Below are 24,543 nucleotides of genomic sequence, written 5' to 3' on the forward strand. Positions count from 1 at the left end.
GGCGCGGCCGAGGCAACGCCCGGCATCCCTTTACGCCACCGGGCGCGGGCGGCATCTGGCGCGCATGACGACTGCAACGAAGGCGACGCGCGCCTGGATACGCCTGCCCTCCGGCCGCCGGCTCGACCTGCTGGCGCCGACGCCCTTCGACTGGACCGACGAGGACCTCGCCACCGGGCTGGCGCGCACCTTCCGCTGGGGCGGGCATTCCATCTGGCCGGCGCCGCTCTCCGTCGCGCAGCATTCGCTGGCGGTGCTGGCGCTGCGCCGCGCGGCGAAGCCGGCAGCGACGCGCGCGCAACTGCGGCGCGAATTGCTGCACGACGCCGAGGAGGGGCTGATCAACTTCGACTGCATCTCGCCGCTCAAGCCCTTCCTCGGCGAAGGGTTCCGCGCGCTGCAGGAGAGCCTGGCCGGCGTGGTCGCGACGCGATATGCGCTGCCGCCCTGGAGCGCGGAAGAGAAGAAGCTCCACAAGAAATGCGACATCGCCATGGCCGCGGCCGAGGCGGTGTATGTCGCGGGCTGGTCGCAGGCAGAGGTGCGCGCGACGCTCGGCATCCGCGCGGCCGTGATGGAGACCGATCCGCTGGTCGCCGAGTTCGGCGGCACGCCCTGGGAGCCCTGGCCGCCGGAGGTGGCGGCGGCGCGCTTCCTCGCCGCCCTGGCGCGGCTGGCCTGAGGCGGCCGCAGCGGCTAGAGAAGCGCCATGGCGGCGGGCGAGCCCTTCTGGCGGACGAAGACACTCGGCGAGATGACGCGCGCCGAGTGGGAAAGCCTGTGCGACGGCTGCGGCCGCTGCTGCCTGCACAAGCTGCGCGACGAGGATACGGGCGAGCTCGGCTGGACGAACGTGGCGTGCCGGCTGCTCGACCTCGGCACGGCGCGTTGCAGCGACTACGCCAACCGCCGCGCCCGCGTGCCGGATTGCGTGAAGCTGACGCCGAAGAAGCTCGCCGGCATCGACTGGCTGCCGCCCACCTGCGCCTATCGGCTGCTGGCCGAGGGGCAGGACCTGCCCTGGTGGCATCCGCTGGTCTCCGGCGATCCGGAGACGGTGGTGCAGGCCGGCGTCAGCGTGCGCGGCAAGGCGATCCGCGAGCGCGACGCGGGCCCGCTGGAAGACCATCTGGTCGCCTGGCCGGGCCGCACGCCGCGCGCCGCGCGCCCGCGCAGCGACCGATCCACGAACAAGACCGAAGGAAGGAGCCAGACACCATGAAGGATGCGCTGTTCGGCGGCGTGAACGCCGCCGCGCTGACGGCGATGAAGCCCGATTTCTCGCCCGACCTCGACCGCTTCGCCGGGCACTGCAAGTGGCTGCTGGCGAATGGGTGCAACGGCCTCGGCATCCTCGGCACGACCGGCGAGGCGAACAGCTTCGGCTTCGACGAGCGCAAGGAGATCCTGGAAGGCATCCTGGCGCGCGGCGTGCCGGCTTCCGTGCTGATGCCCGGCACCGGCTGCGCCAGCCTGACCGACACGGTGGAGCTGACGAAGCACGCCAAGGCCCAGGGCTGCCGCGGCGTGCTGGTGCTGCCGCCCTTCTACTACAAGGGTCCGAGCGATGACGGGCTGTTCGCCTGGTTCAGCGAGGTGGTGAACCGCGTCGGCGGCGGCATCGCGATCTATCTCTATCACTTCCCGCAGCAGAGCGCGGTGCCCTTCAGCCTGGACCTGATCGGGCGGCTGCTGAAGGCCTTCCCCGGCGTGATCAAGGGCGTGAAGGATTCCTCCGGCGACTACGCCAACATGAAGGCGATGATCGACCACTTCGCCAAGGACGGGTTCGAGGTCTATTCGGGCAGCGACGAGTTCGTGCAGCGCATCCTGGCCGATGGCGGCGCGGGCTGCATCACCGCGGCCTCCAACGTGAATGCGCGCTTCGGCCAGGTGGTCTACCAGAAGCGCACGGGTGCGGAGGCCGATGCGGCGCAGGCGGTGCTGAACGCCACGCGCAAGGCGGCGACCGCCGTGCCGCTGATCCCGGGCCTGCGCGAGATCATCGCGCGCGCCACCGGCCATGATGGCTGGCGCACCATCCGCCCGCCGCACCTGCCGCTCTCGGCCGAGCAGGGGCAGAAGGCGTGGGAGGCGATGCAGGCCGCCGGCGCGCTGCCGCTGCCGGGCCTCGGGATGAAGGCCGCGGCGGAATGAGCGCATCGGATGACCGCAGGGCGGAGCCTGCGCAGCAGGCGAGCACCGGAGGTCTGAATCCGATGCGAGAAGCCGAGCCTTTGCGCTGCCGCGCGCCGGCCATCGCCACGGTGCAGGTGGATGACGACAAGGTCCGCGTCACGCGCTGGGATTTCGACCCCGGCGCGGAGACCGGCTGGCACCGGCATGGCATGGCCTATGTGGTCGTGCCGGTGACCGACGGCAGGCTGCACCTGGAACTGCCGGGCGGCGCGACGCAGACCGCCGATCTGAAGGCCGGCATCTCCTATGCGCGACCCTTCGGCGTGGAGCACAACGTGGTGAATGGCGGCAGCGCGCCGCTGAGCTTCGTCGAGATCGAGATGAAGCACTTCAGCGGCTGAAGGGCGGCGGCCTCGGCGCGAAGGTCACCAGCGCCAGGCCGCCGAAGATCAGCAGCGCGGCCGGGATCGTGAGCGGTCCCGGCACTTCGCCGAACAGCAGGAAGCCCCAGAAGAGCCCCGCCAGCGTGATCACATAGGCGATCTGGCTTGTGAACACGCCACCCGCATGCACCAGCAGGTGGAAGTAGAGCAGGTACGCGAGGCCCGTGAGGGCGCCCTGCATCAGCAGCAGCCCCGCGAGCAACGGCGTCGGCGGCAGGCCGAGATGGCCGAGCGGCCAGGCGAGCAGCGCGGCGGCAGCGGTGGCGCAGACCACCGTGCCCGCCGCCTGCGCCAACGGCGGCGTGCCGCGCGTGGCAAGCTTCACGGACAGCAGGTTGGCCAGCGCGTAGCACAGCGGCGTGAGCAGCATCAGCGCGGCCCAGGGCAGCATCGCGGCGTCGGGCAGCGCGGCACCCGGCGCCATCGCCAGCCCCACGCCGCACATCCCGACCAGCGCACCGATCGAACGCCACAATCCCGCGCGCTCCACCCGCGCCAGCGCGAAGAACATCACGGTCAGCAGGCCGGACAGCGGCACCATCAACGCGAAGAGCCCCGCCGGCGCGCGCTGCAGCCCGGTGAAGGCGAAGAGATTCGCCAGCGCGAGCCCGATCGTGCCGCCCGCCGCGTATTGCAGCAGATGCGCGCGATCCACCGGCGGAAGCTGCCCCCGCGCCGCGCCCGCCGCGAGCAGCACCACCGCCGCCACCGCCGCGGTGACGGCGGCGACGCCGAGCGGGCGCATGCCCTGCTGCATCGCGAGCTTGGCGAGCGCCGGCGTCAGCGCCCAGATCGCGCCGACGATCAGCATCGCGAGGACATGCGTCATCAGGCGCGGCATGCGGACAAGCGCGTGCAAGCGCGCCGCGCTGTCAAGCCGTTGCAGAACGGGAGCGCGTCGCGCGATGATGGCAGCATGCCGCTGCCCGAGTCGGAAATCGTGATCCTGCCACCGGCGCGCGGCGCGCTGGCGCCTGCCACGGAGATCCCGGTGCGCTGGCGTCCTTCCACGCGGGCGCGCCGCGTCTCGCTGCGCATCTGCCCGCGCGAGGGCGCGGTGGTGGTGACGCTGCCGCCGCGTAGCGGCCGTCGCGCCGGCCTCGCGCTGATCCGCGAGCACGAGGCCTGGGTGGTGGAACGCCTGGCGGCGCTGACGCCGGCGATCGAGTTCGCGCCGGGCGCATCCTTCCTGCTCGGCGGCGCGCCGCATGAGATCCGGCACGAGCCGCGGGCGCGCGGCGGTGCCTTCCTCGAAGGCGCGCAGCTCGTCGTCACCGGCGCACGCGAGTTCCTGCGCCGCCGCACGGTGGATTTCCTGCGCGCCGAGGCGAAGCGCCGCATCGCCGTGCTGGCCGCGCCGCATGCCGCGGCGCTCGGCGTGAAGCCGCGCACGATCCGCGTGAAGGACACGCGCAGCCGCTGGGGCAGCTGCGCGCCCGACGGCACGCTCGCCTTCTCCTGGCGGCTGGTCATGGCGCCCGAATGGGTGACGGACTACGTCGTGGCGCATGAGGTCGCGCATCTGCGGGAGCTGAACCACTCGGCGCGGTTCTGGGCGCTGGTGGAAAGCCGCACGCCGCATCGCGAGGCCGCCGTGGAATGGCTGCGGGCAGAGGGGCCGGCGCTGTTGCGCGTGGGATAGCGGGCTTCGCCGACCGGGCGGGGCGGCTGCAGCGCCGGGGATCGGACCCGGCGCGCCGCCTACTTCGCGTCCTGCTCCAGGAAGGCGGTGATGTCGGCCCTGTCCGTCTCGTCGGCCACGCCTTCGAAGGGCATGCGGTTGCCGCGCACCACCTGCTGCGGATCGGCCATGAAGCGCTCGAGCGTGGCGGCGTTCCACACCACGGTCGAGCGCCGCATCGCCGGCGAGTAGCGGAAATCCTCCACCGTGCCGGCGCGGCGTCCGACCACGCCCTTCAGCGTGGGGCCGACACCGTTCTCGCCATCCACGGTGTGGCAGGCCTGGCAGGCGGCGAAGAGCTGGCGGCCGCGTTGTGCATCCGCCGCCTGCGCCCCGCCCGCCGCGGCCCATGCCAGGGCCGCGGCCATCGTCATGCGCGCGATCATGCGTGCCTCAGGCCTGCACCAGCGGGCCGGGCGCGCGCAGGTACTTCGTCCTGATCGCATCCGCCGCCCAATAGGCCAGCGCGCCGACCGGGCCGGTCGGGTTGTAGGCGGCGTTGTGCGGGAAGACGCCGGCGCCGAGGATGAACATGTTGCTGAGCTGCCAGTGCTGCAGATACTTGTTCACCACGCTCTCGCGCGGGTTGCTGCCCATGATGGTGCCGCCCGTGTTGTGCGTGCTCTGGTACGGCACCGAGGTCCAGCTGCGCCGCGGCCCCGCGCGGCTCACGTGCTTCGCGCCCATCGTGTCAGCGATCCGGTTGATCACGCCGGCGATGTGCTCCGTGAGCCGCACCTCGTTCGGCTTGTAGTCGAAGGTCATGCGCATCAGGGGCTGGCCGAAGACGTTGCGGTAGGTGGGGTCGAGGTCGAGGAAGTTGGCGCGGTGCGGCATCACGCTGCCGGAGGCGCCGATGCCCATGGCACCCTGGTACCATTGCCGCGTGGCGCGCTTCCATTCGGTGCCCCAGCGCGGCGTGCCCGCCGGCACGGGACGATAGCCGATCGGGCGGCCGTTGGAGCCGCCGGCGGCGATGGTGCTGCCGCCGATGTAGTTGTGCGGACGCCGGTCGAACTCCCAGTTCGTGTTGAAGTCGTCGATGTTCTGGCCCCAGGCGCCGCTGGCGATGAAGGGGTTGAAGAACTTGTCCTCGAAGAACAGCGTCGCGCCGGTGCCGGTCTGGTAGCAGTAGTTCTTGCCCACCAGCCCCTGGCCGGTGCGCGGGTCGTAGACCTCCCCGATGCCGGACCACATCAGCAGCGCCGCGTTGTTCAGCCCGTAGGCGGCCAGGATCACCATGCCCGCCGGCTGCTCCAGCTCCTCGCCGTTCAGCAGGTTCACATAGGTCACGCCGGTGGCCTTGCGGCCATCGCTGTCCTTGTTGACCTTCGTCACCCAGGCATTGGTGCGGAGCGTGAAGTTCGGGCTGCGCATCGCCGCCGGGATCACCGTGATGTTCGGGCTGCCCTTCGCGTTGCTCTCGCAGCCGAAGCGCTCGCAGAAGCCGCAATACTGGCAGGCGCCGATGCGCGCGCCGTCCGGGTTCACATAGGGCTGCGAGGCATTGGCCGAGGGGCGCGGATGCGGGTGGTAGCCCATCTCCTTCGCCGCCGAGGCGAACATCACGCCCGACAGCGGATCCTCGAGCGGCGGCAGAGGATACTCGTTGGCGCGTGGATCCTCGAAGACGTTGCCGCCCGCGATCTTCCGCCCGCGCAGGTTGCCGGCCTTGCCGGAGACGCCGGCGACCTTCTCGAACTTGTCGTAGAACGGCTCGAGCTCGGCATAGGTGACGCCCCAGTCCTGGATCGTCATGTCCTCGGGGATGAAGGCCTTGCCGTATTTCTCCTCGTAGCGGCTGCGGATCTGCAGCTCCATGTCGCCCCAGCGCCAGGTCACGCCGTTCCAGTGGCTGCCCGCGCCGCCCACGCCCTCGCCGGGCAGGAAGCTGCCGAGGCGCCGCATCGGCAGCGCTTCCTGGTCGGGGTTGTTGCGGATCGTCAGCGTGTCCTGCTGCGTGTTCATCATCAGGTCGGTGCGGTTCGCGAAGCGCAGCTCGTCGCGGATGCGCGGGACGGTGAAGTCCTCCTCCGGCGTGCGCATCTGCCCGCGCTCCAGCGCGACCACCTTGAGCCCCGCCTCGGCGAGCTCCTTGGCCATGATGCCGCCGGTCCAGCCGAGACCGACGATCACGACATCGACGTCAGGAAGTCTGCGTGCCATCTGCGTCCCCTCCCCTCACGACATGTCGGCGATCGAGACCGGGTCGGCCTCGAATCGCTTGTCGCGGCTGGAGACGACGCGGCCGCGGTTGTTCTCGATCACGCCGGGGAAGCCGACCAGCTTCCAACCGGCCTTCCCCTGGTTCCCGCCATAGATCGGGTCGGAGAACATGCCCTCCATCACGTTCTGATAGGCCATGGACCAGAAGGCGCGCGCCGACAGCCCGTTGTCGAAAGTGACGCGGCCGCGGTCGAGATCGGTCAGCACCGCGTTGCGCTGCGCGGCGTCGAGCTGGTCGAAGGCCTTGCCATGCGCCTTCTCGCAATGCGCGTTGGTCGCCTCGATCCCGGCGCGCCAGAGCTGCGCGGGGGTCAGCGAGAGCTGGTAGCCCTGCTGCGGCGTGCCTTCCTTCCAGGGGCCCTGGAGGTACAGCCGGTCGCCCTTGCCCCAGCCGGACGCCAGCGCACGATCGATGAAGACGTTGATCCCGATGTCGGTGCCCTTGGGCGAGAGCTCGTCGGCCGGGATCATCGTGTCCACCAGCGCTTCGACGAAGGCGGCCTCCTCGGGGCGGAGGACCATGTAGCCCGGCGCGGCGGCGGCCTGCGGCGGCGGCGCCGCGGATGGCGGTGGCGTGGCGCTCTGCGCCGCGGCGGGCGCCGCCGCGCCGATGGTGGAGGCGGCCGCGCCGCCAGCCGCCGCTCCCTTCAGGAAGACGCGGCGTTGCAGACCTGGGTCCTTGGACATGCGCTTTCCTCCCGGAACGCGCCGCCATCGTCACGCCGACCGAGGCCGGCTCACGCCTGGCGCGAAGCGTTCCTCCCCGTCCGTCACGGGTCGTGCGGACAGCTCGTATCGGAACCTAAGCGCAGGTCGCGGCGACATGATTTTGCGGCGCGGCTGCCATGCGGCTTCGGAACGCGTTTGCAACGCAACATGACCATGCGCGGTGACCAAAGCCCTTGCGAAACCGCACGGCCCGCGAAAGCGCCTGTCCGGCGGATTGCAGCAGCAACATGTTGCACTGCCGCGAGCGCGGCACGTCGTCCTCAGGCCGTCGCGCCGCCGGCCAGCGGGTGATGCTCCTCCACCACGCGCCGCAGCCGCTCGTCCAGCACCTTGGTGTAGATCTGCGTCGTCGCGATGTCGGCATGGCCGAGCAGGATCTGCAGGCTGCGCAGGTCGGCGCCGCGCGAGAGCAGATGCGTCGCGAAGCTGTGGCGCAGCACATGCGGGCTGACGCGCGCGGGATCGAGCCCGGCGGCGAGTGCGGCGTCCTTCAGCACCGCGCCCACCGCCTGGCGTGTGATGTGGCCCTCCGCCGCGCGGGAGGGGAACAGCCAGCGTGAGGGCTTGCGCGGCTCGCCGCGCGCGGCGAGCGCGGCTTCGCGCGCGCGCAGCGAGATCGGCACCAGCCTCTCCTTGCCGCCCTTGCCCAACACGGCGACGAGCGGCGCATCGGCGCGCAGCGCGCCGGCATGCAGCGCGGTGAGCTCGCTGACGCGCAGCCCCGAGGAATAGAGCAGCTCCACCAGCGCGACGGCGAGCGGGCCGCGCTTCAGCGGCAGCCGCGCCGCGCCTTCGAGCAGCGCCTCCACCTCCGCTTCGCTCAGCGCCTTCGGCAGGCTCGCGGGCAGCTTCGGGCTTTCCGCGAGCACGGTCGGGTCGTCGGTGCGCGCGCCCTCCCGCACCAGGAAGCGGAAGAACTGCCGGAGCGCGGAGAGCCGCCGCGCCGCGGTGCGCGCCGACAGCCCGGCATCGGAGAGCGCCCGCAGATAGCCCTGCACCAGCTCGGCACGCGCCTCGGCGGGCGGCACGCCGCGGGCGCGCGCATGGGCGGCGAAATCCTCGAGGTCGGCGCGATAGGCGTGGAGCGTGTTGCGCGCCGCGCCGCGCTCGGCGGCCAGCATCTCGAGGAAGGCCTCGACCTGGTGGTCCACCGCGAGCAGGCCGCGGCCTAGTTGCGCGGCGCGAAGCGCTCGGCGGGAATCGCGCGCTCGGTCGGCTGCGGCGTGACCGAGGGCGGGAAGGCGCCGATGACGAGCAGCCCGAGCAGCAGCACGCCAAGCAGGACGGCGACGAGCAGCAGCACGGGGTTGCGGAACATCGGCGGGGCGGATCCTCGTCGGGCTGGGGCTGTGCTAGCCTTGGGGATCGTGTCACGCAACTCCGCCCTGGTTGCCTCCGATGAGGCGCCGCCCGACCTGGACAGCCCCCTGCCCGCGCCCCCCGCGGTCCCAGAGACCCTGGCGCGGCGGGCGGTCGTGCTCGTCGGCATGCCGGGTGCCGGGAAATCCTCGATCGGGCGCCGGCTGGCGGCCCGGCTCGGCCTGCCCTTCGTGGACGCCGATGCCGAGATCGAGGCGGCGGCCGGCCTGCCCATCACGGAAATCTTCGCCCGCTACGGCGAGCCCTATTTCCGCGACGGCGAGCGGCGCGTGATCACGCGGCTGCTGGCCGGCCCGCCCCTGGTGCTGGCGACCGGCGGCGGCGCCTTCGCCGATGCCCGCACCCGCGCCGCGGTGCGCGACTCCGGCGCGCTCTCCGTCTGGCTGCGCTGCGGCCTGCCGACGCTGCTGCGCCGCGTCGCCGGGCGCGAGCACCGGCCGATGTTCCTCAACGCCGATCCGCGCGCGGTGCTGGAGCGCCTGATCGCCGCGCGACACCCGCTTTTCGCCGAGGCCGACATCATCGTGGACTGCACCGACGAACCACCCGAGGTCACGACGCGCCGCGTCGCCGAAGCCGTCGCCGCGCATCGCGCGCCGCAGACCCTGCCCGTCGGGCTCGGCGAGCGCGGCTACGACATCCTGGTGGGCACGGGCCTGCTGGCACGCGCGGGCGCGCTGCTGGCGCCGGTGCTGCCGACGCGGCGCGTGGCGATCATCAGCGATTCCGACGTGGCGCCGCTGCACCTGCCCGCGCTGCGCGAGGGCCTGCGGGAAGCCGGCTTCGCCATCCTGGCCGAGCACCTGGTGCCGCCGGGCGAGAAGACGAAATGCTTCGCCGCGACCCAGGCGGCGCTCGAGACGATCCTCGGCGCCGGGGCGGACCGGCGCACGAGCGTGATCGCGCTCGGCGGCGGGGTGGTGGGCGACCTCGCGGGCTTCGTCGCCGCGATCGCCTTGCGTGGCCTGCCCTTCGTCCAGGTGCCGACGACCCTGCTGGCGCAGGTGGACAGCTCGGTCGGCGGCAAGACCGGGATCAACCTTTCGCTCGGCAAGAACCTGGTCGGCGCCTTCCACCAGCCGCGCATGGTGCTGGCCGATACGGGCGTGCTCGGCACGCTGCCGCCGCGCGAGCTGCGCGCGGGCTGGGCGGAGGTGGCCAAGCACGGGCTGATCTCGGGCGATGCCTTCTGGGAGTGGTGCGAGCGGATGGGACCGGCGGCGGTGGCGGGCGATCCCGCCGCGCTGGCCCATGCCGTGCTGGAATCCTGCCGCCTGAAATCGGCGGTGGTCGCGGCGGATGAGCGCGAGGAAAGCGAGGAAGGCGGCCGCGCGCTGCTCAATCTCGGCCATACCTTCGGCCATGCGCTGGAAGCCGAGGCCGGCTATGGCGGCGGGCTGCTGCATGGGGAGGCGGTGGCCGTCGGCCTCGGCCTCGCCGCCGCGCTCTCCGCCAGGCTGGGCCATTGCGCGCAGGAACTGCCGGGGCGGGTGATCGCGCATCTGCAGTCGGTCGGGCTGCCGGCGCGCATCGGCGATCTCGACCGGCCCTTCTCCGCCACGCTGCTGCTGCAGCGCATGCGCAAGGACAAGAAGGCGCGCGACGGCGCGCTGCGCTTCGTGCTGCTGAAGGGCCCGGGCGGCTGCTTCACCGCCGGCGACGTGCCGGCGGAGCAGGTGGAGCGCCTGCTGCGCGACGAGGGCTGCGGGGCCTGATCCTGGCGAGCCTTTCCGTTGACACGGAAAGGCACCTCAGACGCCGGCGCCGGCCTCCGCCGGCTTGGCTTCGCCGCATGAGCGGCGGGCGCAGATCGCCAAAGTCGTCAGGCGGCGCGGAGCTTCCCGAGCGTGTCGTCGAGCGCGCCGCGCAGCGCGCCGCCCTGCTGCGCGATGCCGTCCGCGGCGCTGCGCAGCGCCGCCAGCGCGCCCTCGCTCGCCTCGGCCTCGCTGCGCACCACGCCGATCGCGCCGGAGACGGCGCCCGTGCCGCTCGCGGCCTCGGCGACGCTGCGGGCGATCTCGCGCGTCGCGGCGCCCTGCTGCTCGACCGCGGCGGCGATGGCGGCGGCGACCTGGTCCACCGCCTCCACCTGCGCGGCGACGCCGCGGATGGCGCCCACCGCCTCGGCCGTGGCGGCCTGGATGGCGGCGATCTGCCGGCCGATCTCCTCGGTCGCCTTGCCGGTCTGCGCGGCGAGCGCCTTCACCTCGCCCGCCACCACGGCGAAGCCCTTGCCGGCCTCCCCGGCGCGGGCGGCCTCGATGGTCGCGTTGAGGGCGAGAAGGTTGGTCTGGCCCGCGATCTCGTTGATCAGCTTCACGACCTCCCCGATCTGGTTCGCCGCATCGGTCAGGCCCTGCACGGTCGCGTCGCTGCGCCGGCTGTCCTCCACCGCGCGGCGCGTGCCGGCGGCGGCCTGGGCGACCTGGCGGGTGATCTCCGCGATCGCCGCGCTCAATTGCTCGGAGGCGGCGGCGACGGCGCCGACATGGCTGCTCGCCTGCGTCGCGCCGGCCGCCGCGGTGACCGCCTGCTCGGCGGTGCGGCGCACCGTGCCGTCCAGCTGCCCGGCCGTGGCGCGGAGTTCCTCGGCGGAGCCGGAGAGGCTGCGCAGAACCTGGCCGAGCGCGGCCTCCAGCCCATGCGCCGCGTCCTGCGCCGCCTGGCGGCGCGCGGCCTCTGCCTCGGCGCGGGCGGCCTCGGCGGCGGCGGCGAGCCGGGCATTCTCGGCGAGGCGGTCGCGGAAGACCGCCGCGGCGCCGGCGATGGCGCCGACCTCGTCCGCGCCCGCCGGCGGCAGCGCCACGTCCAGCCTTCCCTCTCCCATCGCGGCGAAGGCCGTGGCCAGACGGCGCAGCGGCTGCGCCACCTGGCGGTGCATGAGCAGCAGCATCGCCCCGATGATGCTCAACACCGAAACCAGCGCGAGGCCGATCAGCGCCAGGGCCATGCTGCGCGCCTCGCGCGCGGCTTCCTCCTGGCGGAGCCGCACCGCGGAAGCCAGCGTCTCGCCAAGGGCGTCCAGCGCGTCGGAGAAGGCGGTGCGGTTGGCGCGGTTGGCCTCGTTGTTGCCGAGCCGGTCCGCCGCCTCCCGCCCCTGCTCCACGCCGATGCGCGCGAGCTCGGTGCGAAGCCGGACGAAGTCGCCGAGCGCGCCTTCCAGCCGGGCGATCTTCTCCGCCTCGGCGGCGGGCAGCCGGCCGCGCAGCTCGGTCCAGGCGGCCTGCATCTCGTCCAGGTGGCGCGTCAGGCCGCGGGCGAAGCGTTCCGCCTGGGCGCGGTTCGCCGCGAGGTAGAGGCCGCGGCTTTCCATCACCACGGCGTAGATGCCGACGCGCACGCGCTGCACCATCGCCTCGGCCGCGTTCAGCCGCGCCACCTCCGCCTGGCGCGCGGCCTGGTGGCCAAGCGCGAAGAAGGTGGTGAAGGCGCCGCCAAGCGCGACGGCGCCGAGCAGGACGAGGCCCGTCGCAAGACGGAAGCCGATGGAAGCACGCCAGCGACGCATGGAATGTTTCCCGCTGCGATGGATGGCGGGAGGATGCGTTGCGGGGCTGAAGGAAACGTTACGAAGACGCGCGCGGCGCCGGGCCAGGACCCGCCCGCATGCGGCGGGCGGGTGCGGGCTAGCGAAGACTCAGCCGACGATCTCGGTGCCCGCGAAGAAGTAGGCGATCTCGATGGCGGCGTTCTCGGGGCTGTCGGAGCCATGCACCGAATTCGCCTCGATGCTCTCGGCGAAGAGCTTGCGGATCGTGCCGGGGGCGGCGTTGGCCGGGTTGGTCGCGCCCATCAGCTCGCGGTTCTTCGCCACCGCATTCTCGCCCTCCAGCACCTGCACCACCACCGGGCCGGAGGTCATGAAGGTGACGAGGTCGCGGAAGAAGGGGCGCTCCTTGTGGACGCCGTAGAAGGTCTCGGCCTGGGCCGTGGACATCCAGATCCGCTTCTGCGCGACGATGCTGAGGCCGTTCTCCTCGAACACGGCATTGATCTTGCCGGTGAGGTTCCGCCGCGTGGCGTCGGGCTTGATGATGGAGAAGGTGCGCTCGATGGCCATGGCGGCTGGTCCTGGGGGCTGTTGTTGCACGTGCGAAGGCGCGCGCGGGATAGGGGCAAGCGGCCGGCGGCGCAAGACCCGGGCCCGGCCCTCCCCTGCCGCCGGGCCAGGGAGTAGGAGAGCGCCATGACCGTATTGGCCATCCGCAACCTCACGCTCCGCATCGGCGGCCGCGCGCTGCTGGAGGGGGCGGACATGACGCTCGACACCGGCCGCCGCCTCGGCCTGGTCGGCAAGAACGGCGCCGGGAAGTCCACGCTGCTCAAGGCGATCATCGGCGAGATCCAGCCGGATGGCGGGGAGATCCGCCTCGCCGCGCGCGCGCGCCTCGGCCATGTCGCGCAGGAGGCGCCGGGCGGCGACGGCTCGCTGCTCGATGCCGTGCTGGCCGCCGACACCGAGCGCGCGGCGCTGCTGGCGGAACTGGAGACGGAGCCGGACGGCCACCGCGCGGCCGAGATCCATGAGCGCCTGATCGCCATCGGCGCGGAGGCCGCGCCCGCCCGCGCCGCGACGATCCTGGCCGGCCTCGGCTTCGACGGGGCGGCGCAGGCCCGCCCGCTGGCGTCCTTCTCCGGCGGCTGGCGGATGCGCGTGGCGCTCGCCCGCGCGCTGTTCCTCGAGCCCGACCTGCTGCTGCTGGACGAGCCGACCAACCATCTCGACCTCGAGGCGACGATGTGGCTGGAGGGCTGGCTGACGCGCTTCCCCGGCGCGGCCATCGTGGTCAGCCACGATCGCGGGCTGCTCGACCGCTGCGTGGACGTCATCGCGCATCTGGATCGGACGAAGATCACAACCTACCAGGGCAACTTCGAGAACTTCGTCCGGCAGAAGACCGAACGCGCGGCGCAGCAGGCCGCGGAAGCCAGCAAGATCGCGGCGCAGCGCGCGCATATGCAGGCCTTCGTGGATCGCTTCCGCTACAAGGCATCCAAGGCCCGCCAGGCGCAGTCGCGGCTCAAGGCGCTGCAGAAGCTGCCGCCGCTGGAGGCGGTGATCGAGGACTCCCCCACGCGCTTCGCCTTCCCCGAGCCGGAGGAGCTCTCGCCCCCGATCGTCGCCATCGAGCGCGGGGAGGCCGGCTATGGCGGGCCGCCGGTGCTGCGCAACCTCGATCTCCGGCTCGACCCGGACGACCGCGTGGCGCTGCTCGGCGCGAACGGCAACGGCAAGTCCACGCTGGCGAAGCTGCTGGCCGGGCGGCTTGCGCCCACGCGCGGCGAGATCCGGCGCGCGCCGAAGCTGCGCGTCGGCTTCTTCGCGCAGCACCAGGCCGAGGAGCTGAACCCCGACGGCACGCCGCTGTCGCACATGCGGGCCGCGCTGCCGCGCGCGACGGAGACGCAATGCCGCGCCCAGCTCGCCCGCTTCGGCCTGCAGGGCGAGAAGGCCGAGACACGCGTGGGGAGTTGCTCGGGCGGGGAGAAGGCGCGGCTGCTGCTGGCGCTCTGCACGCGCGATGCGCCGCACCTACTGATCCTGGACGAGCCGACGAACCACCTCGACATCGACGCGCGCGAGGCGCTGGTGAAGGCACTGGCCGATTTCGCCGGGGCGGTGCTGCTGATCACCCACGATCCGCACCTGGTGGAGCTGGTCGCCGACCGGCTCTGGCTGGTGGCCGACGGCACGGTGAAAGCCTTCGACGGCGACCTCGACGACTACCGGGCGCTGCTGGTGGAGCGGGCGCGGGCGGCCAACCGCGACGAGGCCGCGCCGGCGGGCGGCGCGAAGGCGGCGGAGCGTCGCGACCGGGCGGAAGCACGGGAGAAGCTCGCACCCCTGCGCCAGCGGCTGAAGGAGGTGGAGAAGCTGCTGGAACGGCTGGGGCTGGAGGCGACGCTGATCGAGAAGCGGCTCGGCGATCCCGAGACATATGCCAAGCGCAAGCCGGAGGACATCGCCTGGGCGACAACGCGCCGGGCCGCAATCGCGAAAGAAACCTGCGCGCTCGAGGAGGAATGGCTGGCGCTCTCGGAGCAGCTCGACGCGGCCTGACGATCACGACCCTGCGAGGGCACGCCTCGGCGCTTCTGCCTGCCGGGGCCTCCGCGTAACGCTTGCCGGCGCTGGCCCCGGGCCGGCGCCGCCATCGGGAGGACGCTTGGCTCCGCATCGCGTCAGTGTGGCCCTGGTCGCGCTGGTCTCGCTTTTCCTTGCCACCATCGTGTGGATGCGCGTCGCGTCGCTGCAGGAGGAACGGTCGGCGGCGCTCGACCGCGCCGAGAGCGGGATGCGCAGCCTGGCGCTGGTGGCGGAGCAGTATGCGCAGCGCACCTTGGACAGCGCCGAGCTGGTCTCGGAGCAGGTGGCCGCCCGCGTGGCCCGTCTCGGCGGCGCGGTGGCGCTGCGCGGCAGCCGCGGCGCGCATCAATGGCTGGTGGACCTCTCGGCGCGATCCGCGGGCGACTACCTGATGGTGGTGGACCGGGAGGGCATGCCGGTGGCGACCTCCACCGCCGACCCGGCGCCGCAGGTGGATCTTTCCGACCGGCGCTGGTTCCGCGCACATCGCGACGGCGTCATCGCCCATATCGGCGAGGCGATCCACAGCCGCATCACCAACGAGACGCTCTTCACCTACAGCCGCGCCCTGCGCGACGCGGCCGGCGTCTTCGACGGCGCGGTGCAGGTCTCCGCCCGCACCAGCTTCTTCGAGGGCATCGCCCTGCTGCAGGAGTTCGGCAGCGGCACGACCCTCGGCCTGTTCGACGATGCGGGGCGCGTGCTGGCCCGCACCGGCCTGCGGCCGGAGCAGATCGGCGCAACGCTCCGTGGCACGGCGCTCGGCGCGCGCCTGGAAGGCCCGGACACCGCCGGGACGCTGCGCGGCGTGATGCCCTTCAGCGGTGAGGAGCGCATCATCGCCTACCGCAAGCTTGAGAACTGGCCCGTGGTGGTGACGGCGAGCGTGCCTGTGGCCCAGGCCCTGGCGCCCTGGCGGGCGGCGGTGCGGTGGTCGGCCTGGGTGCTCGGCGGGCTCAGTCTCGGGCTGCTGCTGCTGTCCGCGCTGGTGATCCGCATGGCGAGCCGGGTGGCGCGGGCGCGCGAACAGCTCGCCGCGGCCAACCAGGCGCTGCGCCAGGCCGCCGCGGGGCTCGAGGCGCGGGTGGGCGAGCGCACGCGCGAACTGGCGGCGAGCGAGCGGCGCTTCCGCGTGATCTTCGACAGCACCTTCCAGCTGACGGCGCTGCTCGACCGCGACGGCACCGTGCTGGAGATGAACGAGACGGCGCTGCACTTCCTGGGGCTTCGGCGCCACGAGGCGGTGGGCCGGCACGTCGCGGAGCTGCCCGCCTGGCGCGACGGCCCGGTGGCGCGGCGGATGCGCGCCGCGGTGCTGGAAGCCGCCGCCGGCGCCGCGGTGCGGGAGGAGATGCCGGCCTTCAGCGGCGACGGGCGGATCGCGCCGATCGAGGTTTCGCTGCGCCCCGTCACGAACGCCACCGGCGACGTTGCCTGGCTCGTGGCCGAGGGACACGACCTGACGGAGCTGAAGGCGGCCGAGGCACGGCTGCACGAGGCGCGCAAGATGGAAGCGCTCGGCCAGCTCACGGGCGGCGTGGCGCATGACTTCAACAACCTGCTGATGGTGGTGCTCGGCAACCTGGCACTGCTGCGCAAGCGGCTGCCGCAGGAGCCGCGGCTGACGCGGCTGCTGGACGGCGCGCAGCAGGGCGCCGAGCGCGGCGCGGCGCTGACCGCCCGCATGCTGGCCTTCGCGCGGCGGCAGGAACTGCGCCCGGCGCCGACCGATCTCGCCGCCCTGGTGCGGGGCATGGCGACGCTGCTGGAACGCTCGGTCGGCCCGCAGGTGCGCGTGGTGCTGGACCTGCCGGAGGGGCTGCCGCCGGCGCTGGTGGATGCGAACCAGCTGGAGCTCGCGCTGCTCAACCTTGCGGTCAATGCGCGCGACGCGATGCCGGGGGGCGGCGAGGTCCGCCTGCGCATCGAGGCCGCCATCGCCCCCGCCGCGGATGCGCCGCCCGGCCTCGCGCCCGGCGTCTATCTGCGCGTCCTGCTGCACGACACGGGCATGGGAATGGATGCCGCGACGCTGGCGCGGGCGACGGAGCCGTTCTTCACCACCAAGGGCATCGGCAAGGGGTCGGGGCTCGGCCTCTCGATGGTGCACGGGCTGGCGCAGCAATCGGGCGGCGGGCTCGGCATCGCCAGCCGGCCGGGCGCCGGGACCGAGGTCGCGGTCTGGCTGCCGCGCGCCGAGGCGGCGGCGGGGCCGGAGAAGGCCGTGCCGGCGTCGCTGCCATCCGCGCGGCGGGCGCAGCCGCGCCGGATCCTGGTGGTGGACGACGACCCGCTGGTGGCCGCCGGCACCGCCATGATGCTGGAGGACCTCGGCCACGAGGCCATCATCGCCGCCTCCGCCGAGGAGGCGCTGGTGCTGCTGGCGCGGGACCGCGGCCTGGACATGGTGCTGACGGACCATGCGATGCCCGGGATGACCGGGCTCGAGCTGATCGAGCGCCTGCGCCAGGAACGACCGGACCTGCCCGTGGCGCTGGCGACCGGCTACGCCGAGGCGCCGGCCGGCACGCCGAGCCGCCTGCCGCGCCTCGGCAAGCCATACCGGCAGGACGAGCTCGACGCGCTGGTGCGCGCGCTCACCTGCGCGGAAGCGGCCTGAGCCGAACCGCCAGACGCGACGGGCGGTTGTGCTGGCCGCATCCCGCTCGCGTATCGTTCTATGGTTACATTACATGCGGTTTGTGCGACGTAGGGGATAGGGACGTTCGCTTGCCGTCCGGCGCGGGGCCGGCCGGGAACGGATGCCCGGCGGGATCGCCCGCGCGGGACACGGATGACGGACAGCAGCGGGAAGCGCCGGCCGGCCGGCGTCCTCCATATCCTGAAATACTACCGTCCGGAGTTCACCGGCGAGGGCGTCTTCCTCGAACGGTCCAGCGCGGTCATGCAGGAGATCGCGCCGACGGTGGCGCATGAACTGCTCGTCACGCACACGCCGGCCCCGGCGGATCCCGATGCGGCCAGTGCCTGCTCCACGCTGCGCCGGGTCACCTATCTCTCGCGCGGCACCTTCCGGGCGGCGGCGCTGCTGTGGTGGATGCTGCGCAACCTCCGGCGCTTCGACACGGTGCATGTCCGCACCCATGCCGACTGGTATTTCGGCAGCTACCTGCTGGCGCGGCTGTACGGCTGCCGGCTGGTGATCTCGGCGACGCTCGACGACAGCCTGCCGATGCTGGTCTCGCAGTACCGCCCGGCCCTGCGCCCGATCGCGCGGCGCGGCTTCCGCCTGTTCGACGCCTATGTCGCGATCAGCCCGAAGCTGCATGCGGAGACGCTGCGTGCCGCGCCGGCGGAACGCTGCCACCTGATTCCCTGCGGCATCACCGCGCCGCCGCAGACGGCGGGGACGCGAGCGCGGATGCGCGCGGCGATCGGCGCGGCGGAGGACGACCCGGTCCTGCTCTTCGTCGGCGGCCTGGTGGAGCGCAAGGACCCGCTGCTGCTGATCGAGGCGCTGCCGCGGCTCCGCGCCGCGCACCCGCGCACACGGCTCGTGCTGGTGGGACCCGAGATCGAACCCGCCTATGCGGCCGGGCTGCGCGCCGCGGCGGCGCGGCTCGGCGTGACGGAGGCGGTGGTCTTCGCGGGCGAGCGGCGCGACCCGCATCCCTGGTTCGCCGCGGCCGACATGCTGGTCTTCGCCTCGCGGCTGGAAGGCTTCGGCACGGTGGTGCCGGAGGCGATGGCACATGGCCTGCCGGTGGTCGCGCGGCGGCTGCCGGGCGTCAACGACGACTTCGTGCTGCCGGGCGAGACGGGCTTCCTGTTCGACACGGCGGAGGAATACGTCGCGGCGGTGCTGCGGCTGATGGACGATGCCTCGCTGCGCCGCCGTCTCGGCACCGCGGCCCGCGACCTGGCGCGGCGGCGCTTCGCCATGGGCGCGATCGCGCGGCGCTGGCTCGATGTCTACGGCCTCGCCGGGCATGTGATCGGCGAGCCCTTCGCGGACCTGCCGGAGACGGCGTTGGGCTGCACGGCCTCCGTGACCGACCGCCGCTTCCATGCCCCGGCCTGCGCGGCGGCGCCGGACGAGCAGCCGCTGCTGCTGACCACGGTGGACGCCGAGGAAAGCTTCGACTGGTCGGGCCCCTTCTCGCGCGAGGCCGTGGATGTGCGCGCGATGGGGAGCCAGCAGCTGGCGCATCGCGTGTTCGAGCGGCACCGCGTGGTCCCGACCTATCTGGTGGACTACCCCGTCGCCGCGCAGGAGGAAGGCTGCGCGCCGCTGCGCGAATTGCTGCAAGACGGGTGCTGCGACATCGGGGCCCAGCTGCATCCCTGGGTGAACCCGCCCTTCCTCGAGGAGGTCGGCACCCATACGAGCTATGCCGGCAACCTGCCCGCCGCACTCGAATACGAGAAGGCGCGGCGGCTGACCGAGGTCATCGGCGAGCGGCTGGGCGTCCGGCCCCGGATCTTCCGCGCCGGCCGCTACGGGGCCGGGCGGCGCACCGCGGACGTGCTCAAGCGCCTGGGCTACCGGGCCGACAGCAGCGTCGCGGTCTGCTGGCCGCCTGAGGGCACGGAGTGGGCGCGCGGCAGCTGGCCCGTCTCGTCGCGGCCCTACTGGCTCGATCGTGACCGGACGCTGATGGAGATCCCGGTCTCGGCCGGGCTGGTCGGGCGGCTCGCCGGCCCGCTCGGCGCCAGGATGGCGCCCCTCGCCTTCGGCAGGCCGGGGCTGGCCCCGGTCGGGGCCGGGCTGTCGCGGTTCGGCCTGCTGGAGCGGATCCGCCTGACGCCGGAAGGCATCACGATCGAGGAGGCGAAGCGGCTGGTCCGCCACATGCGGGCGGGGGGCCATAGAGTCTTCGTGCTCACCTACCACTCGCCCTCGCTCGAGCCCGGCAACACGCCCTATACGAGGACGGCGGAGGATGTGCGCCGGCTGCTCGACTGGCTCGACGATTTCTACACCTTCTTCCGCGAAGAGATCGGCGGCCGCCCGGCGCGCTGGGAGGAACTGCGCTTCGGGGCGGCCGCCACGCCGGAGCGCGGCCTCGTCGCCCTCCGGGATGGCGCGGCGCGATTGTAAACAAAGTTGAGCGGTTGCCCTGCGATGCGCGTGGGGGCAGAAGCTTCCCCGTCCCGCCAGGACGGTTGCACAACCTGAAGAGGACCATGCCCGAGAGCCCTGCCCTTGCGCGCCAGTCCGGCGAGGATGCCCGTGCCGCAGCCGGCGGGCGGGTGCGGGTGCTGCATGTCTACCGCCGCTTCCACCCCGACTATACGGGCGACGGCATCTACTACACGCGGCTGATCCCGCATCTCGAAGCGCGCGGCATCGCCAACGAGGTGCTGGCCTACGAGACCGCGACCGAGGACGGCGCGGAGACCGGCTCGGTCGAGGGCATCCCGGTGCACTACCTGCCGAACCGCTACGGCGCGCCGGGGGAGATCGCGCTGCTGCGCTGGCTGGCGCGGAACATCGGGCGCTTCGACCTGGTGCACCTGCATTCGCATGTCAGCCGATCCTTCCTGGCCTATGCCTTCGCGCGGATGGCCGGGCGGCCAGTGCTGTTCTCCTGCACGCTGGACGACAGCCCGACGCAGCTGCTGGCGGAGTACCGCCCCCGGAACCGGCCGCTCGTGCGGCTGCTGATGCACAGCATCAACACCTTCGTGGTGATCAGCCCCCACCTGCTGCGCCGGTCGCTCGAGACGGTCTCGCCCGACCGGCTGAGCTTCATCCCGCAGGGCGTCGCGCTGGACTTCGCGCCGGTGACGCCGGAGGACCGCGCGGCCTCGCGCGCCGCACTCGGCCTCGGCGCGGAGGACATGGTGCTGCTGAATGTCGGCTCCGTGTCGCGCAGGAAGAACATTGCCTTCCTGGTCGCGGCGCTGGCGCGCATCCCGGATCCCAAGGTGAAGCTCGCGGTGGTCGGGCCGCTGCTGGAGGAGGACTACGTCGCGGAGATCCGCGCCCTGATGGCGCGGGAGGGGATCGAGGACCGGGTGATCCTGGCCGGCTTCCGCGACGACGCGGCGCGCTGGTTCACCGCAGCCGATGCCTTCGTCTTCGCCTCCACCGCCGAGGGCTTCCCGAACGTCTATCTCGAGGCGATGGCGCGCAGCGTGCCGATCGTCAGCACCTTCCTGCCGGGCCTGACGGACTTCATCATCGACCAGGGCGAGGCAGGCTTCATGGCGGCGGATGCCGACCAGTTCGTCGCGGCCATCCAGCGGCTGCGGGCCGATCCGTCGCTGCGCCAGGGCATGGGCCGGGCGCATCGCGGCTTCGCCGAGCGCAACCTGGAGCTCGGCACCGTCGCGGCGCGCTACGCCGCGCTGTACCGCCGCGGGCATGCCGACCCGGCGCCGCTGCCCGACCTGCGGGTGAACTTCACCCGCCGGCTCAGCGAAGGGCCCGCCGCGCTCGGGCTGCAGGAATTCGACACGCCGCGCGACTGGCAACCGCTGCTGCAGGTGGTGATCGACACCGAGGCGCATTTCGACTGGCACAAGGGCATCGCCACCGATGTCGGCGAGGTCTCCTCCATCACCGGGCTGGACGCGAGCTTCGACGTGTTCCGCCGGCACGGGGTGAAGCCCGCGCTGCTGATCGACCACCCGGTCGCGACGCAGGAGGTCAGCCGGCGCATCATCCGCACCCTTGCGGCGGAAGGCTGCGAGGTGGGCGTGCACCTGCATCCCTGGACGACGCCGCCGATCGTCGAGATCAAGGACGACTGGCACTCCTTCTCGGGCAATCTCGGCGCGAGGCTCGAGCGGGCCAAGCTGGTCACCCTGACGGAGCGCGTGGCGGAACTGACCGGGGAGCAGCCGCGGCTGTTCAAGGCCGGCCGCTACGGCCTCAGCCCCAACACCTTCGACACGATCGAGGAGCTGGGCTTCGAGACCGATCTCAGCATCTGCCCCTGGTACGACTACAGCCATCTCGGCGGTCCGGACTTCTCGCGCTTCACCGCGCGGCCCGGGTGGTTCGGCCGGTCGCGCCGGCTGCTGTCGCTGCCGACCACGGCGGCGCCGCTCGGCTGGCTCGGCAGGCGGGCGGGGCCGGTGCTGCGCGCGGCGCGCAGCCCGCTCGGGCGGCGCCTGCGGCTGGCCTGGTGGGCGCAGCGGGTGAATGCGCTGGTGCCGCGCCGCCTCTCGCCGGAGGGCTGCGGGCTGGCGGAGATGCGGGCGGTGACGCTGCGGCTGCGCGAGGACGGGCTCGGCGTGTTCACGCTCAGCCTGCACAGCCCGACCCTGCAGGTGGGCAATACGCCCTATGTCCGGTCGGAGGCCGAGTTGCGGACCCTGCTGGCCAACATGGACGCCTTCCTCGCCTTCTTCCGCGACGAGCTGGGCGGCGCCTTCACCAGCCCCTCCGCGCTGCATGCGCGGCTCGCCGCGCTGCCGGAAGGGCGGTAGCCGGCCTCAGCTGTAGAGGTGCGCACGCGCCTCCTGCTTCACGCTGTCATCCGCGGCGATGTCGCGCCGGATGCGGCGGATCGCCACCCAGTCGAAATACGTGTCGAGACCGCGCCAGGCGAGCCGCATGGCGTCGCCGCGCTCGCGGTAGAGGTCCACGACATGGACGGGCATGCCCTCCGGCCCGCGTTCGCGCAGCAGGTCGTAGAGCATCAGCGCCTGCTGCCGGCGCACCGCGTAGCGCATCTTGCGGTTGCGGTAGGTGCGCCAGTCGCCGGGCCGCCAGAGCGACAGCGGCACATAGCCGAAGCCCGCTTCCTCGGCGGAGGTGACGCGCAGGTCGTCGCGCTGCCGCCGCAGGTCGAGGTCGTGCTTGACCAGCGCGGTGACCAGCCCGTCCTCGCCGAACATGCCGAAAGGCAGGCGCACCCCGGCGCGGCGGAACGCCTCCACGCAGCTGCCGCGCAGGGCGTAGAGGTTGCCGGCCATCTCCCGCCCGCGGCGCAGCTTCTCGCGGAAGCCGTCGCGGGACCGGCCGCTGACCGGCAACCCGGCGCAGCCATTGGCGTGCGGATCGGCTTCGAAGGCCCTCAGGAAGGCCGCGACCGAGCCCTTCGAGACGATCATGTCGCCGTCCGTGAAGAGGTGGATGGCGGCGTCGCGGGGCGCGACCTCGTGGACATAGTGGTTCCAGGCATTCGCCTTGTCGCCGCGCGGCAGCACGACGGGAACCACCTCGATCCGCCGCGGCTGCCAGGCGCGGACGACCTGCTCGGTGGAGTCGGTGCAGCCGTTGATCAGCACATGCACGCGCAGCCGCGCTTCCTCGCCGCAGGCGTCGAGCGCAGCGAGCGCGGCCGCAATGCCCGCCTCCTCGTTGTAGGCGAACATGCAGACTGAAACGAAAACAGGTTCGGTGCCGGCTTGATCCGGAATACTCATGCCAGAACATCCTGGCGAAGCGAACGAGCGGCGTGATAACACGGAATCGTGATCATGCGATCCACTTCCCTCCCCTTCCGGGCTGGCCTGGCCGTCCGGCGGCGGCGCGGCGGGGCCTTGCGGGCCGATCGCAGCGACATCGCCAGCACCGGTGGCTCCTGGCGCGCGCTCCCGCAAGATGCCGCGGCTGCGTTAGCGACACGTTTACCCTTCCCCCGGATAGTGCGCGATGCCGCGGACGGTCGCGGCGTGGTGGAGCGTCTGCGATGAACCGGGTCCCTCTCGACGAGGTGACGATCGAGCTCAACGCCCGGGCCCGTCGGGAGGAACGGCTGTCCCCGGCCGCGGCGACGCTGACCATCGCCGGCCTGTCCGTGCTCTCCTGGATCGGCGTGGTCGCGCTGGCCCGCCTGTTCATCGGCTGAGGCCCAGCCGGCGCCGCAGCCGGCCCGCCGCCTGGCGCAGCAGCGCGGCCAGGCCGGCCGGATGCAGCGGATCGCACAACAGCACCCCGATGCGCTGGCGCCGCTCCCCCACCCAGAGCCGCTTGTAGTCGTCGTCGCCGCGACCGAAATCCAGTTCTTGCACGCCGTCGTCGGCCAGCAGCCGCCGGATCATCAGGGCCGTCAGCACGGTGCCGGGCGAAGCGGCACGCTCGCCCTCGGCATGCGCGAGCTTGAGCACCGTGGCGCGCCGGCGGCCGCGATCCAGCACCCAGTATTGCGCCGCGACGGGCTCGCCATCCGACCGCCGCCGCAGCACGCCGAGCCGGAGCAGCCCCCGCGCCGCGACCGCGCGCATCAGCGCCGCGTCGAAATCGGGGAAGGGCTCGTGCGGCTTCCAGCTGCGCGCGCGCACGCTCTCATAGGCGGCGATCCCCTGCTCCAGCGGCGGCCCGGGCGCGTCCAGCCAGTGGAACTCGGCCTCGCGCCCCGCCCGGGCCAGCTTGCGGGCAATGGTGGAGCGCAACGCCGAGGGGCGGCCGGCGAGATACCCCTCCCACCCCGCGCCGGGTGCCACCGCCTCGTGCCAGTTGCCGGTGTGCCGGTAGCGCAGGGGGCGGAGCCGGGCGGCGGCGCAGCCGGCCAGAAGGGGCTCGAGCGCCGGCGCCTCCGGGTCCAGCAGGTCGAGCCGGATCGGGGGCGCGAAGCGCCAGGCGCGGCCCAGCGCCTCCCCGGCCGCGAGCAGCGCGGCGGGGTCGGCGCCGGGCGCCGGCAGCGGCCGCCAGTCCAGCGCATAGGGCGAGGTGAGCGCGCCGAGCCGTCCCTCCGCCCGCAGCATGGGCAGCAGCAGCGCCTCCCCGCCGAGCGCCAGCACCGGTGCCGCGCCGGGCGGCAGGGCATGCGCCAGCAGCGTGTCGTACCAGAGGCGGGAGGCGAAGAACTCGCCGGCTTCCGGGTCTTCCAGGAAGCGGTCGCACCAGCCCGGCAGGCCGGTGGCGTCGGCCGGCACCAGGCGGGCTTCGGAAAGCGTGCTCATCGCCGCCATGCTTGGCATCGCCACGCAGCGGAAGG

21 protein-coding genes are annotated in these 24,543 nt (G+C 72.8%); 11 read left to right on the top strand and 10 right to left on the bottom strand.

Annotation, left to right across the window (positions count from 1 at the left end; translation table 11 throughout):
* Nucleotides 1–64: 64 nt before the first annotated feature.
* The 4 genes from DFH01_RS26785 to DFH01_RS26800 all read left to right on the top strand — a co-directional run bounded on the left by DFH01_RS26785 (nucleotide 65) and on the right by DFH01_RS26800 (nucleotide 2,540).
* Nucleotides 65–682: a phosphohydrolase gene (locus tag DFH01_RS26785; RefSeq protein WP_109873601.1), complete on the top strand. Its 618-nt coding sequence runs from the start codon at nucleotides 65–67 to the stop codon at nucleotides 680–682.
* Nucleotides 683–709: 27 nt separating this feature from the next.
* Nucleotides 710–1,222 carry a YcgN family cysteine cluster protein gene (locus tag DFH01_RS26790; protein ID WP_109873602.1) on the top strand — a complete coding sequence of 171 codons (513 nt, stop codon included), beginning with the start codon at nucleotides 710–712 and terminating at the stop codon, nucleotides 1,220–1,222.
* Nucleotides 1,219–2,157 carry a dihydrodipicolinate synthase family protein gene (locus DFH01_RS26795; RefSeq protein ID WP_109873603.1) on the top strand — a complete coding sequence of 313 codons (939 nt, stop codon included), beginning with the start codon at nucleotides 1,219–1,221 and terminating at the stop codon, nucleotides 2,155–2,157. Before DFH01_RS26790 ends, DFH01_RS26795 begins: the two co-directional genes overlap by 4 nt.
* A gap of 62 nt (nucleotides 2,158–2,219) precedes the next feature.
* The gene (locus DFH01_RS26800; protein WP_109873604.1) at nucleotides 2,220–2,540 is read left to right on the top strand and encodes a cupin domain-containing protein; all 321 of its coding nucleotides are present in this window, start codon (nucleotides 2,220–2,222) and stop codon (nucleotides 2,538–2,540) included.
* On the opposite strand, the gene DFH01_RS26805 is transcribed toward DFH01_RS26800, so the two are convergent.
* A complete protein-coding gene (locus DFH01_RS26805; RefSeq protein WP_158287921.1) occupies nucleotides 2,530–3,411 on the bottom strand; it encodes a DMT family transporter in 882 nt (293 codons plus the stop codon). The two genes, DFH01_RS26800 and DFH01_RS26805, sit on opposite strands and share 11 nt — an antisense overlap.
* A gap of 87 nt (nucleotides 3,412–3,498) precedes the next feature.
* Here DFH01_RS26805 and DFH01_RS26810 point away from each other — a divergent pair, with 87 nt between their 5' ends.
* On the top strand, nucleotides 3,499–4,224 hold the full coding sequence (locus DFH01_RS26810; RefSeq protein ID WP_109873632.1) for a M48 family metallopeptidase: 726 nt from the start codon (nucleotides 3,499–3,501) through the stop codon (nucleotides 4,222–4,224).
* 59 nt (nucleotides 4,225–4,283) lie between these two features.
* Here DFH01_RS26810 and DFH01_RS26815 read toward each other — a convergent pair whose 3' ends face one another.
* The 5 genes from DFH01_RS26815 to DFH01_RS28575 all read right to left on the bottom strand — a co-directional run bounded on the left by DFH01_RS26815 (nucleotide 4,284) and on the right by DFH01_RS28575 (nucleotide 8,536).
* On the bottom strand, nucleotides 4,284–4,637 hold the full coding sequence (locus tag DFH01_RS26815; protein ID WP_233256310.1) for a c-type cytochrome: 354 nt from the start codon (nucleotides 4,635–4,637) through the stop codon (nucleotides 4,284–4,286).
* Nucleotides 4,638–4,656: 19 nt separating this feature from the next.
* Nucleotides 4,657–6,429, bottom strand: coding sequence for a GMC family oxidoreductase (locus tag DFH01_RS26820; RefSeq protein WP_109873607.1), 1,773 nt, complete (start codon nucleotides 6,427–6,429; stop codon nucleotides 4,657–4,659).
* A gap of 15 nt (nucleotides 6,430–6,444) precedes the next feature.
* Entirely contained in the window at nucleotides 6,445–7,176 is a 732-nt protein-coding gene (locus tag DFH01_RS26825; RefSeq protein WP_109873608.1) for a gluconate 2-dehydrogenase subunit 3 family protein, read from the bottom strand.
* A 302-nt stretch (nucleotides 7,177–7,478) separates the two neighbouring features.
* Nucleotides 7,479–8,369 carry a site-specific tyrosine recombinase XerD gene (locus DFH01_RS26830; protein WP_109873609.1) on the bottom strand — a complete coding sequence of 297 codons (891 nt, stop codon included), beginning with the start codon at nucleotides 8,367–8,369 and terminating at the stop codon, nucleotides 7,479–7,481.
* A gap of 17 nt (nucleotides 8,370–8,386) precedes the next feature.
* On the bottom strand, nucleotides 8,387–8,536 hold the full coding sequence (locus DFH01_RS28575) for a hypothetical protein (RefSeq protein WP_199231431.1): 150 nt from the start codon (nucleotides 8,534–8,536) through the stop codon (nucleotides 8,387–8,389).
* A gap of 49 nt (nucleotides 8,537–8,585) precedes the next feature.
* Here DFH01_RS28575 and aroB point away from each other — a divergent pair, with 49 nt between their 5' ends.
* Nucleotides 8,586–10,313 (top strand): 3-dehydroquinate synthase, encoded by a 1,728-nt coding sequence (gene aroB, locus DFH01_RS26835; protein ID WP_332903300.1) that lies wholly within the window; start codon nucleotides 8,586–8,588, stop codon nucleotides 10,311–10,313.
* Between the two features lie 107 nt (nucleotides 10,314–10,420).
* Here aroB and DFH01_RS26840 read toward each other — a convergent pair whose 3' ends face one another.
* Together DFH01_RS26840 and ndk are read right to left on the bottom strand one after the other, a co-directional pair.
* Nucleotides 10,421–12,106, bottom strand: a complete 1,686-nt coding sequence (locus tag DFH01_RS26840) for a methyl-accepting chemotaxis protein (protein WP_109873610.1) — start codon at nucleotides 12,104–12,106, stop codon at nucleotides 10,421–10,423.
* 129 nt (nucleotides 12,107–12,235) lie between these two features.
* Complete coding sequence (gene ndk / locus DFH01_RS26845; protein ID WP_109873611.1) at nucleotides 12,236–12,658, bottom strand: nucleoside-diphosphate kinase; 423 nt, start codon at nucleotides 12,656–12,658, stop codon at nucleotides 12,236–12,238.
* A 126-nt stretch (nucleotides 12,659–12,784) separates the two neighbouring features.
* On the opposite strand from ndk, the gene DFH01_RS26850 reads away from it, so the two are divergent.
* The 4 genes from DFH01_RS26850 (at nucleotide 12,785) to DFH01_RS26865 (ending at nucleotide 22,087) form a co-directional block, all read left to right on the top strand.
* Nucleotides 12,785–14,659: an ABC-F family ATP-binding cassette domain-containing protein gene (locus DFH01_RS26850; RefSeq protein WP_109873612.1), complete on the top strand. Its 1,875-nt coding sequence runs from the start codon at nucleotides 12,785–12,787 to the stop codon at nucleotides 14,657–14,659.
* Between the two features lie 106 nt (nucleotides 14,660–14,765).
* Nucleotides 14,766–17,306: a response regulator gene (locus tag DFH01_RS26855; RefSeq protein WP_158287922.1), complete on the top strand. Its 2,541-nt coding sequence runs from the start codon at nucleotides 14,766–14,768 to the stop codon at nucleotides 17,304–17,306.
* Nucleotides 17,307–17,480: 174 nt separating this feature from the next.
* Nucleotides 17,481–19,748: a glycosyltransferase gene (locus DFH01_RS26860; protein WP_109873614.1), complete on the top strand. Its 2,268-nt coding sequence runs from the start codon at nucleotides 17,481–17,483 to the stop codon at nucleotides 19,746–19,748.
* A gap of 86 nt (nucleotides 19,749–19,834) precedes the next feature.
* The gene (locus tag DFH01_RS26865) at nucleotides 19,835–22,087 is read left to right on the top strand and encodes a glycosyltransferase (RefSeq protein ID WP_109873615.1); all 2,253 of its coding nucleotides are present in this window, start codon (nucleotides 19,835–19,837) and stop codon (nucleotides 22,085–22,087) included.
* A gap of 6 nt (nucleotides 22,088–22,093) precedes the next feature.
* Here DFH01_RS26865 and DFH01_RS26870 read toward each other — a convergent pair whose 3' ends face one another.
* Nucleotides 22,094–22,978, bottom strand: coding sequence for a glycosyltransferase (locus tag DFH01_RS26870; protein ID WP_158287923.1), 885 nt, complete (start codon nucleotides 22,976–22,978; stop codon nucleotides 22,094–22,096).
* 317 nt (nucleotides 22,979–23,295) lie between these two features.
* Here DFH01_RS26870 and DFH01_RS28370 point away from each other — a divergent pair, with 317 nt between their 5' ends.
* Entirely contained in the window at nucleotides 23,296–23,454 is a 159-nt protein-coding gene (locus DFH01_RS28370; RefSeq protein WP_158287924.1) for a hypothetical protein, read from the top strand.
* Here the strand turns inward: DFH01_RS28370 and DFH01_RS26875 are convergent.
* Nucleotides 23,444–24,508 carry a GNAT family N-acetyltransferase gene (locus tag DFH01_RS26875; RefSeq protein ID WP_158287925.1) on the bottom strand — a complete coding sequence of 355 codons (1,065 nt, stop codon included), beginning with the start codon at nucleotides 24,506–24,508 and terminating at the stop codon, nucleotides 23,444–23,446. The genes DFH01_RS28370 and DFH01_RS26875 overlap by 11 nt on opposite strands.
* Nucleotides 24,509–24,543 lie beyond the last annotated feature (35 nt).

The sequence above is a fragment of the Falsiroseomonas bella genome (genome assembly GCF_003173615.1).
In the GTDB taxonomy this organism is placed as follows: domain Bacteria; phylum Pseudomonadota; class Alphaproteobacteria; order Acetobacterales; family Acetobacteraceae; genus Falsiroseomonas; species Falsiroseomonas bella.